The sequence below is a fragment of the Dactylosporangium cerinum genome (assembly GCF_042653625.1).
GTDB classification, from domain to species: domain Bacteria; phylum Actinomycetota; class Actinomycetes; order Mycobacteriales; family Micromonosporaceae; genus Dactylosporangium; species Dactylosporangium cerinum.
This window is the reverse complement of the sequence record NZ_JBHSIU010000130.1, coordinates 817474-827350: the sequence shown is the minus strand read 5'-3', so window position 1 is coordinate 827350 and position 9877 is coordinate 817474. Positions and strand designations below refer to the sequence as shown.

Annotated in this window: 10 protein-coding genes and 1 pseudogene; 4 read left to right on the top strand and 7 right to left on the bottom strand. The window is 72.0% G+C overall.

Annotated features, from left to right (window positions below):
- Nucleotides 1–56 precede the first annotated feature (56 nt).
- Nucleotides 57–251: pseudogene (locus tag ACFPIJ_RS61705) on the bottom strand (N-acetyltransferase family protein); the annotation flags it as partial.
- Between the two features lie 134 nt (nt 252–385).
- A complete protein-coding gene (locus tag ACFPIJ_RS61700; RefSeq protein WP_380128870.1) occupies nt 386–937 on the bottom strand; it encodes a substrate-binding domain-containing protein in 552 nt (183 codons plus the stop codon).
- A 14-nt stretch (nt 938–951) separates the two neighbouring features.
- Between ACFPIJ_RS61700 and ACFPIJ_RS61695 the strand changes: the two genes are divergently transcribed.
- The gene (locus ACFPIJ_RS61695; RefSeq protein WP_380128868.1) at nt 952–1272 is read left to right on the top strand and encodes a hypothetical protein; all 321 of its coding nucleotides are present in this window, start codon (nt 952–954) and stop codon (nt 1270–1272) included.
- 64 nt (nt 1273–1336) lie between these two features.
- Here the strand turns inward: ACFPIJ_RS61695 and ACFPIJ_RS61690 are convergent, their stop codons facing one another.
- Nucleotides 1337–2326, bottom strand: coding sequence for a LacI family DNA-binding transcriptional regulator (locus ACFPIJ_RS61690; RefSeq protein ID WP_380128867.1), 990 nt, complete (start codon nt 2324–2326; stop codon nt 1337–1339).
- A gap of 249 nt (nt 2327–2575) precedes the next feature.
- Here ACFPIJ_RS61690 and ACFPIJ_RS61685 point away from each other — a divergent pair, with 249 nt between their 5' ends.
- A complete protein-coding gene (locus tag ACFPIJ_RS61685) occupies nt 2576–5581 on the top strand; it encodes a TIM-barrel domain-containing protein (RefSeq protein ID WP_380128866.1) in 3006 nt (1001 codons plus the stop codon).
- Here ACFPIJ_RS61685 and ACFPIJ_RS61680 read toward each other — a convergent pair.
- On the bottom strand, nt 5574–5858 hold the full coding sequence (locus ACFPIJ_RS61680) for a hypothetical protein (protein WP_380128865.1): 285 nt from the start codon (nt 5856–5858) through the stop codon (nt 5574–5576). The genes ACFPIJ_RS61685 and ACFPIJ_RS61680 overlap by 8 nt on opposite strands.
- Nucleotides 5859–6040: 182 nt before the next feature.
- Between ACFPIJ_RS61680 and ACFPIJ_RS61675 the strand changes: the two genes are divergently transcribed.
- On the top strand, nt 6041–6685 hold the full coding sequence (locus ACFPIJ_RS61675; RefSeq protein WP_380128864.1) for a hypothetical protein: 645 nt from the start codon (nt 6041–6043) through the stop codon (nt 6683–6685).
- Nucleotide 6686: 1 nt separating this feature from the next.
- Here ACFPIJ_RS61675 and ACFPIJ_RS61670 read toward each other — a convergent pair whose 3' ends face one another.
- A complete protein-coding gene (locus ACFPIJ_RS61670) occupies nt 6687–7136 on the bottom strand; it encodes a MarR family winged helix-turn-helix transcriptional regulator (protein WP_380128863.1) in 450 nt (149 codons plus the stop codon).
- 70 nt (nt 7137–7206) lie between these two features.
- Between ACFPIJ_RS61670 and ACFPIJ_RS61665 the strand changes: the two genes are divergently transcribed.
- A complete protein-coding gene (locus ACFPIJ_RS61665; RefSeq protein WP_380128862.1) occupies nt 7207–8643 on the top strand; it encodes an MFS transporter in 1437 nt (478 codons plus the stop codon).
- 65 nt (nt 8644–8708) lie between these two features.
- Here the strand turns inward: ACFPIJ_RS61665 and ACFPIJ_RS61660 are convergent, their stop codons facing one another.
- Both ACFPIJ_RS61660 and ACFPIJ_RS61655 read right to left on the bottom strand, forming a co-directional pair.
- Nucleotides 8709–8903: a hypothetical protein gene (locus ACFPIJ_RS61660; RefSeq protein ID WP_380128861.1), complete on the bottom strand. Its 195-nt coding sequence runs from the start codon at nt 8901–8903 to the stop codon at nt 8709–8711.
- A 36-nt stretch (nt 8904–8939) separates the two neighbouring features.
- Entirely contained in the window at nt 8940–9860 is a 921-nt protein-coding gene (locus ACFPIJ_RS61655) for a DMT family transporter (RefSeq protein WP_380128860.1), read from the bottom strand.
- Nucleotides 9861–9877: the final 17 nt, after the last annotated feature.

Below are 9877 nucleotides of genomic sequence, written 5' to 3'. Positions count from 1 at the left end.
AACCCGTGCCGGAGGCTGAACGCCTCGCCCGGCGAGCCCGCCACGACGTCCGCGACCAACCGCCGCTCGGCAGCCTGGCCGAGGACGGCGGCCAAGAGGCGGGAGCCGATCCCGCGCCGCCGCCACTGCGGGGCGACGTACAGGCTGAGCTCCGCGACACCGGGCCCGACCGGCGGCGGCAGGACGTCGTGGCGGAACGGGACGATCGGCCGCAGGCCGGCCACCCCGGCCACGCGGCCCGGTGGCGCCATCGCGTGCCACCGCGCGATCCCGGGGTGATCCGACACCACGGCGATGTCGATCATGGTGTCGCTCATGCACCCACGATCGCCGCGCCGCCGGCCCGGAACAACGCGAAAGATCGAACCGTGGCATTAGCCGCCGGTTATGGTTCGACGCCAGGGGCCGCGTAGGAATGGGGACCCAGCGCCGCGGCCAGGTCGACGAGGGCGCGGGCACGTGGGTGGAGGTCGCCGGTGCGCCACACGAGCGCCCACTCGGTCGGCGGGGCGTCCACGACCGGCAGCAGGACGATGCCCGGATGCGAGTAGTACTGCACGACGTGCTCGTTCAGCGGTGACACGGCCTGGCCGCTGGACACCGTGTGCAGCACCTCGTGGAAGGTGGAGACGACCGGCCCGCGAGCGACCGGCCGGCCGCCGGGGGTCCGGGCCGGCACCATGCTCTCCATCCAGTAGCCGGGCACATCGGGACCGACGCCGACGCAGGTCTGCCCGCCGAAGTCCTCCAGCGTGACCGCGGTCCGGCCGGCCAGCTCGTGACCGGTGCCGACGGCGGGCAGGCGCCCTTCGGTGAACACGACGGGTCCCTCGGTGAGGTCGGCCTCGCGGACCGGCCGCCACAGCACCGCGAGGTCGAGGTCGCCGGCCCGCACGCCGGCGAACGGATCGCTGAAGTGGACCTCCCGGACCGCCACGTCGCATCCCGGGTGTGCGCCCGGTACGCGTCGAAAAGCTCGCGCAGTTCGTTGCCGACCGCGCCCATGACACCGAGCCGCACCGTGCCGGACACGCCCCGGGCCGACTCGGTCGCCTTGGCGACGCCCCGGTGGATCGCGTGGTAGGCGGTGCGCAGATCGTCGCGCAACTGCTCACCCAGGGGCGTCAACGTGACCGCGCGGCTGGTGCGCTCGAACAACGCCCCGCCGATGCGGCGCTCCTGGGCCTTGATCGACCCGAGAGCCCGGGGTTCGGCCACAGCAAGGAGCCGGGCGCCACCCCCGACCGGCGTGCTCGGCGCGGTGTGCGATGACGCGGACCCGGCGGCGCGCCTCAACCGGTGCGCCTTCCGGTCAGCACACGCACGACCAGGGCGGCTACGGTCGCGGGGCCGGGCCGGTGGAGGCGCGCACGATCAGGCGGGTCGGCAGGGACGCGCGCGAGCTGCCCGGTCGCTCGCGGTCGTTGAGCAGGTCGGCGAGCAGGTCGATGCCCGCCCGGCCACACTGGTCCTTCGGCTGGCTGACGGTCGTCAGCGCCGGGCTGACGAGGGCCGAGGCCGGGATGTCATCGAAGCCGATGATGCTGACGTCACCGGGCACCGTGACCCCCCGGGCGCCGAACCGGCTGACGAGGCCCAGCCCGATCATGTCGTTGTAGGCGATGACCGAGGTGACGGCGGCGGCCAGGACCAGGTCGGCGACGGCGACGCCGCCCTCGAAGTCGGGTGACACGTTGCCCGCCTCGACCACCTCGAGGTCCAGGCCGGCCGCGCCGGTCCGCACGGCGCGCAGCCGCTCCCGGTTGACCCAGGAGGTGCGGGGGCCGGCGACGTAGGCGACGCGCCGGTGGCCGAGCGCGGCGAGGTGCGCGAGGGCCTGGCGGATGCCGTCGGCGTTGTCGAAGATGATGGACGGCAGCTGGCCGACCCGGCGGTTGAGCAGGACCACCGGCAGGTCGCCGCACACGGAGCGCAGCTCGTCGTCGCCGGCGCGGGGTGCGCACAGCACGAAGCCGTCGACCTGTTTGGTCAGGGTCCGGATGAGGTCCGTCTCGGTGGCCGGGTCCTCGTCGGAGTCGGCCAGCAGCACCGCGAGGCCGAAGTCACGGGCCCGGCGCTGGGCGGCCTTGACGATGCCGGCGAAGAGCGGGTTGGCGATGTCGGGCACCAGGAAGCCGATGGTGCCGGTGCGGCCGGTGCTGAGGCCGCGGGCGATCCGGTTCGGCTCGTAGCCGAGTTGCGCGACGGCCCGCTCGACCCGCGCGCGGGTGTCGGCCCGCACCTGGTCCGGCGTGGCGAGCGCGCGCGACACCGACGACTGGGAGACCCCGGCCAGCCGGGCGACGTCCTTGATCGTCGCCGCCATCCGCAGCTCCTCACCACGCCCTCTGGAAGCGGTTCCAGATCTTGTCAGTACGACGACGATAGCACGAAGCATGTCGATGCGAAACCGGTCTATTGCAAGGTATTGACAAAACTGATTCGAGCGGACCACTGTGGGAACCGTTTCCAGGAGCTCCTACCGCCAACCGCCCGGAAACCCAAGTCGCCGCGCGCTGTCGCGCGCCCTGCAACGGCCGAAGGCAGCCCGCCACTGTCGAGGAGAGTCGATGCGATGAAGAGAAGAAATCTGCTCGGCGCGGCCGCCGGGCTGTCGATCGGGGCCGTCGCCGGAGTGCCGTCCCGGGCCGACGCCGCCGTCGGGGAACAGCTGGGCAACTACGCCTCGCACGTGACCGACGCCCGCAGCATCACCGTCACCAGCAGCACTGGCCAGCGGTTGAGGATCACCGCGTACGGCAACCAGATCGTCCGGGTCCGGGCGATCCGCAGCGGCGAGACGTTCTTCGCCGACTCGCGCTACGAGATGGTCGTCCCCGCCAACCACGCGGGCATGGGCGGCAGCCTCACCGTCACCAACGACGCCAACAGCCTGACGATCGTCACCGGCGCCGCGGACGGCATCCGGATCGTGCTGCAGAAGAACCCGCTGCGGCTGGAGTTCTACCACCGCGGCACCGGGGCGCTGCTGGCGAAGGAGGACGCGACCCGCAGCATCACCTGGGGCGGCACCAACAACAGCGTCATCACCGAGGCCTTCGTCCCGCCGCCCGCCGACGAGCACTTAATCAAGGCGGGACACGGGCTCTACGGGCGCTCCCCCAGGGTCGACCGCACCGGTGACGTCGTGTCGCACAACTACGGCACGGTCCGCGGCGACCAGGCCCCCGCGATCATCCCGCTGTATCTGTCCACCAAGGGCTACGGCGTCTTCTTCAACACGACCTTCGACACCACGTTCGCCTTCGCCAGCGGCACCGCCCGGGACTACTTCTTCTCCGCCGACGACCACAACACCGCCGGCGCCCGGCCGCAGCTGGACTACTTCCTCATCAACGGCCCGGAGTTCGCGAAGCTGCTCGACCGGTACACCCAGCTCACCGGCCGCCCGCGCCTGCCGCAGCTGTCCATCTTCGGCCTGCACATGACCGACAAGGGCTTCCCCGACGTCAGCGACCAGAACTGGTGGCGGACGAAGATCACCCAGCACCGCAACGCGGGCTTCCCGTTCGACCACCACGTCAACGACAACCGCTGGCGCAACGGCAGCGGCGCCTGGGGCGGATCGTGGTTCGAGTTCAGCCCGGTGCGGTGGCCCGACCCGGCCGGCTACCAGGCGTGGGCCGCCGAGAACGGCGTGACGATGACCCTGGACTACAACCGCAACAACTCCAACCTCATGGCCGGGTGGGTCGGCGGGCCGCCACCCGGCTACAGCTTCAAGGCCGCCGACCTCACCGGGGTCGCGGACAGCGGTTCCGTGCCCGACTGGACCAACCCGGCCACCCGCACGTGGGTGTGGAACGTCTTCTGGTCCAAGGCCCTCAACCCGGCCCTGCACTACCCCGGCGACGGGCTGTGGCTCGACGAGGTCGACGAACTGGGCCCGATCCCGTTCAACGCCGACAGCGCCGGCGGCAAGAAGTGGTCGGAGCTGCGCAACGCGTACTTCTTCTACCTGCACAAGGGCATCGGCGAGGAGGGTTGGGACCCGCAGGCGGCCGGGCACCTCGGCGTCGCCAAGCGCCCGTGGACCTGGAGCCGCGGCGCGTCGGCCGGCCAGCAGCGCTACGGTCACTACTGGACCGGCGACATCGCCTCCACCTACGACGAGATGCGTCAGCAGATCCGGGGCATGCTCGTGGGCGGGCTGGGCGCGTTCCCGTTCTCCAACATCGACGGCGGCGGCTTCCACGGCGGCGCCGGCGGCCTGATCTCCGAGCCGTTCTACCGCAACTGGGTGGCCGCCTGGTCGAGCCTGTCGCCGATCTGGCGCCCGCACAGCGGGGCCAGCACCACCTCGCAGGGGCCGATCGCCTCCCGCTGGCCCCTGGACCAGAACGCGACCATCCAGGCCGACTTCCGCAAGTACGGCGAGCTGCGCTACACGCTCCTGCCGTACATCTACAGCATCGCCCACGAGGCCGCCGCCACCGGCCTGCCGATGGCCCGGGCCATGGTCATCGACTACCAGAACCGGCCCAACGCCTACACCCACGACCTGCAGTACCTGTGGGGGCCGTCGCTGCTCATCGCGCCCGTCACGCAGGACGGCGGCGCCACCCAGAACGTGTGGCTGCCCGCCGGCGCCACCTGGTACAACTTCTGGGCCGACATCAAGCACGTCGGCACCGACGCCACCGACCTGCCCTACGTCACCCGAACCGGCGAGATCATCCTCTTCGTCAAGGCCGGCGCGATCCTGCCGAAGTACCAGTACGCGCAGAGCACCGCGTACCTGAACAAACGGCAGCTGGAGCTGGAGGTCTACGCCGGCGCCGACGGCACCTTCAACCTGGTCGAGGACGACGGCGTCACCGAGTCGCACCGCGTCTCCGGCGCTCTCAGCAGCACCACCCTGACCTGGACCGACGCCGCCACCAGAACCGTCATCAGGCACCCGCAGGGCACCTACACCGGCGCCCCCGCCACCCGCCGCTACGTCGTGCGGATCCACGGCCTCACCGCGCCCGTCGGCATGCGGGTCAACGGCGGCGGCACCCTGCCGTCCTTCACCACCGAGGCGACCGCCGTCACCAGCGGCGGCGGCACCGTGTGGGACGCCACCAGGAAGATCCTGACCGTCGTCACCGCGTCCATCCCCGTCGTCACCGGCGGCGGCGTGGCCGCCACGATCGAGCCGAGCGGATCGGCCTTCCCCGCCGCGACCGGCGGCACCGCGTATCCGGCGGAGCGGGCCGTGCTCAGCGGCGCCGTCATCGACACCCGCCACCCGGACTACACCGGCACGGGCTTCGTCGACTTCGCCGACACCTCGGCCAGCGGCGGCTACGTCCAGTGGACCGTCAACGTCCCCACCGCCGGCACCAGGACACTGACGTTCCGCTACGCCAACGGCGGCGGCGCCAACCGGCCTCTCGCCATCGCGGTCAACGGCGGCACCGTCAACAGCGCCCTCGCGTTCAACCCGACCGGCTCCTGGGACACCTGGAGCACCACCTCGTTCACCGCCAACCTGCCCGCCGGCAGTCAGGTCACGGTCCGGGCCACCACCACCGGCGCCAACGGCGCCAACCTCGACAGCCTGACCGTCACCTGACCGCATCCGCGCCGGGCCCGGGAACGTGCCGGGCCCGGCGCGAAACACCACGAGATCGAGGTGCTCGGCGATGTGGTGTGTCCCGCTGCAACGCCCGCAGTCCCCGCTGGAAGACGGCATCGGGGAGCGCGGCGAGGTTGTTCAGCGACCGGGCGCGGACCTTGTCGAGCAGCTCGCGCGGGCTCGCGGCGAACACCTGCCCGACCCGCACGTGATCAACCAGGGTGAGGCCGGCCGCGGCGAGGACGTCGCCGATCTCGGCCGGCGAGGCGACCACCGCACGCCTCGCCCGGGCCTCGGAACCCAGCGATGCAGCGACAGCTCGTCCGGCAGGCCGAATCCCCCGCGCAGCAGCAGGTGGCCGCCGGGCCGCGGGATGCGCGGCGTCTCCTTGTTGGCATCACCAACACTTGCTATGTTGGTGATGCCAACATAGCTGCGCACTCAGGAGGCCTGCCCGTGGACGACACACGCACCGCCCGGATTCTGGTCATCGGCCGCAGTCCGAGCGTGATCCTCGACGCCGCCGACATCCTGCGGGGAAGGGGTTTCCGCGCGGACGCGACCAACCAGTTCGACCAGGTGCTGACCGACTACGACGTCACGACCCTCGACATCGTGGTCTTCGGCGGCATGGTGCCGCCGCAGACCAAGCAGCACCTGAGGGAGGCGATCTCCGAACGCAACGACCGGGTCACCTTCGTGCAGGGACTCGCCGGCATCGCCGGACTCATCGCCGCCCAGGTCGAGGGCGTCACGTCGGCCGGCGCCGGCGACGACAGCGCGTCCTACGATCCGGCGACGAGGACGCTGCAGCTGGTCCTGCGGGCACCGGCCCGGGTGGTCGTCGACGCCTGGTGGGCCACCTCGTTCACGCCACCCGAGCCGGCGAGCACCTCGATGCGCGTGGTCGACGCCCTCCTCGACGCCGGGGAGCACGCCGTCGCGGTCCCCGGCGAGGTGCCGACCGTGGCATCGTTCGTCACCGTGGCCGTCGGGCCGGCCGTCCACGCGTTCACCGTGGGCGCCATTCCGCCGAGCGTGACCCGCCTGGCGCCGGCGACACTCCCAGCGGTCGAGGCGGTGGCCACCCACCGCGGATGACTCAGCCGAGCAGCTTCGCCAGCAGCGCGACGAACTGCCGCCGCTGCGCCTCCGTCAGCGGGCCCAGCACCTGCTCCTGCACGCCGTCGACGACGCCGTCGAGCTCAAGGAGCTGCGCCACCCCGGCCGCGGTGACGGTGACGATGTTGCGGCGGCCGTGCGCCGGGTCGACCGACCGCACGACGAGCCCGCGCGACTCGAGCTCGGACAGCACCGCCGTCACGTCACTGCGGTCGATCCCGGTCGCGCGGCCGAGGTCGGCCTGACTGGCCGGCCCCCACTCCTCCAGCGCGGCCAGCAGCCGGTAGTGGTAGCTGCGAAGACCGCCCCCGTGCGCCTCGAACGCGGCCGCGAGCAGACCCGACGAGCGTGCGAACGCCCGGCTGATGAGCCATGTCGGCCGGCCCTTGACCCGGGCGGGAGCGCCACCCGGCTGATGATCCATCGGCATGACCCGACAGTACCAGTTGTTGGTCGCGCCAACATTTACCTGCCGAACTCCGCCAAAGGAGCTTGCCCACATGCATCAGCAGGAACACACGCAGGCGGTCCACGCGCCGGCCCCGGCCCGCGGGCTCGGCGTCGCGACCTTCGTCATCTCGCTGGCCCGGTTCATCGTCGTGCTGGACGGCACGATCATGATCGTTGCCCTGCCGAGCATCCAGAGCTCCCTGCACATCCCCTTGTCGGACCTGAACTGGGTGATCAACTCCTACTCGCTGATGTTCGGCGGCCTGATGCTGGTCGCCGGGCGGATCGGCGACAAGTACGGCCGCAAGAACGTGTTCCGCGTCGGTCTGGTGCTCTTCGGCGCGGCATCGCTGGCGGGCGGGCTCGCCTCCGACGGGACCTGGCTGATCGCGTTGCGTGCGGTCCAGGGCATCGGCGCCGCGCTGGCCACCCCGGGCGCGCTGTCGCTGTTGGTCAGCACCTTTCCCGAGGGCAAGGCCCGGGCCAGGGCGCTCGGCCTCTACGGCGCCGCGACCGGGCTGGCGGCGGTCACGGGCCTGCTGGCCGGTGGCGTCCTGACCACGTATGCCGGTTGGGAGTGGGTGCTGTTCGTCAACGTTCCGATCGTCGCCGCCGTCCTGCTCGGGGTCGGCCGTCTGGTCGAGCCGGCGCCGAAGCGCATCAGCATCGACGTCCCGGGCGCGCTCGCCGGAACCCTCGGGATCGGCGCGCTCATCCTCGGGGTGAACCGGGTCGGCGAACACGGCTGGAGCGACTCGGTCGTGATCGCGTGCCTGGCCGCCGCGACCGTCCTGCTGAGCGGATTCGTGCTGACGCAACGGATCAGCGCGGCACCGATGATCCCGCGCGAGGTCCTCAGCGATCGGGGCAGGGTCGGCGCGAACGTCGTCACCTTCATCCAGTCCGCCGGCATGTTCACCACGTACTTCTTCCTCACCCTCTACATGCAGGAGGTCCTCGGGTACTCCGCGCTGCGGACCGGCTTGATGTACCTGCCGTTCGCCGTGGGCACCGGCCTGGCGGCCGGCGCGCTCGGCCCTCAGCTGCTGCAGCGCCTTTCGGAGCGGGCCGCGCTGTCGACCGGGCTGCTGGTCGCCGCCGCCGGCACGGGATGGTTCTGCTGCATCACGCCCGAGTCCAGCATCTACGCCGTGCTGATCCCCGCGTCGGTCGTCACCGGTGCCGGGATCGGCATCGTCGCGACCACCGGCACCAGCATCGGGGTCCGCGGCATCGACAGCTCCGAGGCCGGCATCGGGTCGGCGATGCTGACCGCCGGCGGGCAGGTGGGCGGCGCGCTCGGTCTGGCCGTCCTGGCCACCGTCGCCGCCTCGACGACGCGGCACGTCGCGGTCGACCATTCCATGAAGGACGCGTTGACCAGCGGCTACGTCGCCGGCTTCGGCATCGCCGCCGGCCTCTACCTCCTGTGCGTCGCGATCACCCTGGTCACCGTCAAACCGCTCAACCCGTCCACGCCGGGGTGACAGCGGGTCGCGTGGGCGGCGCCGCACCGGCCGGGGTGCTCGGCGGTGCCGGGTGAGGACGGGGGTCAGCCCGCCGCGAACGGGCTGAGGCCGATCCACGACGGGAACGCCGAGCGCAGCGGCGCCGGGCCGGTGAGGTCGACCCGGCCGTCGCGCAGCGCGGTGCGCAGGTCGAGCCGGCCGAGGAACACGTCCGCCATCGCCCGCAGGTCCGCCTCCACGTACAGGTCGACGTCGTGGCCCGGGTCGCTGGTGCACACGTCCGTGTCCGGTTCCTGACGCGATAACCACGGAACTCACGCCACGTGCTCAACCGGTGCTCGCACCGCACGCTCGCCCGTCTCCGGAGACGGCTGAGGGCCGCCGGCCGTCTGGAGCACCGCGACGGACGACAGCACCAGGGCGCCGCCGAGCAGCTGGAGCGGCGTGAGGAACTCGCCGAGCGTGAGGGCGGCGAGGGCGGTCGTGACCACCGGCTCGAACGTGGACAGGATCGCGGCCGTCGACGGCCCGGTGTGTCGCAGGCCGGCGAAGAACGTCAGCATCGCCGTCACGGTGGACACCACGGCGATGCACGCCAGCCAGAACCAGCCCACCGGGCGGAAGCTCAGGTCGACGCCGCCGGTGACCGCGGCCCGGGCGGCGAGCGTTCCCGCGGCGCCGGTCATCACCAGCGCCGACAGCAGCACGGGCGGCAGCCGGTGCACGACCGTGTCGGCGACCAGGATGTACACCGTGTAGACGACCGCGGAGCCGAAGCCGAGCAGCGCGCCGACCGGGTGGAAGCTGCCGGCGCCGGCCAGAACCAGCAGCGTGCCGGTCGACGCGGTGACCAGGGCGATGCCGCGGCGGGCGGTGAGGCGGTCCCGGCCGAGCAGCACCGCCGCGACGGTGACGAGGACCGGAAACGTGTACAGGATGAGCGACAGCGGCGACGCGTCCATCAGCCGCAGCGCGGCGAAGAACAGGCTCGCCTGCGCCGCGTAGCCGATCGCGCCGAGCCCGACCGCGGTCGCCAGGACCCGGCCACCCGGCGACCGGTCGGTCCAGCGCAGCTCCGGCCGGACCAGCAGCACCACCCAGAGCAGCGCGGCCGCGAGGGTGAAGCGGACCAGCAGCAGCGCCGACGGCGAGACGCCCGCCTCGTAGGCGAACTTGCCGAAGATCGCCAGCGCGCCGAAGCACGCCGCGGAGACGAGACACAGTGCCGGACCCATGCGGTCGAGCATCGGGC

Bases quoted from the DNA above. Each gene is read 5' to 3' on its own strand.
- ACFPIJ_RS61690 (WP_380128867.1), bottom strand. From the start codon at position 2,326: ATGGCGGCGACGATCAAGGACGTCGCCCGGCTGGCCGGGGTCTCCCAG.
- ACFPIJ_RS61685 (WP_380128866.1), top strand. From the start codon at position 2,576: ATGAAGAGAAGAAATCTGCTCGGCGCGGCCGCCGGGCTGTCGATCGGG.
- ACFPIJ_RS61670 (WP_380128863.1), bottom strand. From the start codon at position 7,136: ATGCCGATGGATCATCAGCCGGGTGGCGCTCCCGCCCGGGTCAAGGGC.
- ACFPIJ_RS61665 (WP_380128862.1), top strand. From the start codon at position 7,207: ATGCATCAGCAGGAACACACGCAGGCGGTCCACGCGCCGGCCCCGGCC.
- ACFPIJ_RS61655 (WP_380128860.1), bottom strand. From the start codon at position 9,860: ATGGGTCCGGCACTGTGTCTCGTCTCCGCGGCGTGCTTCGGCGCGCTG.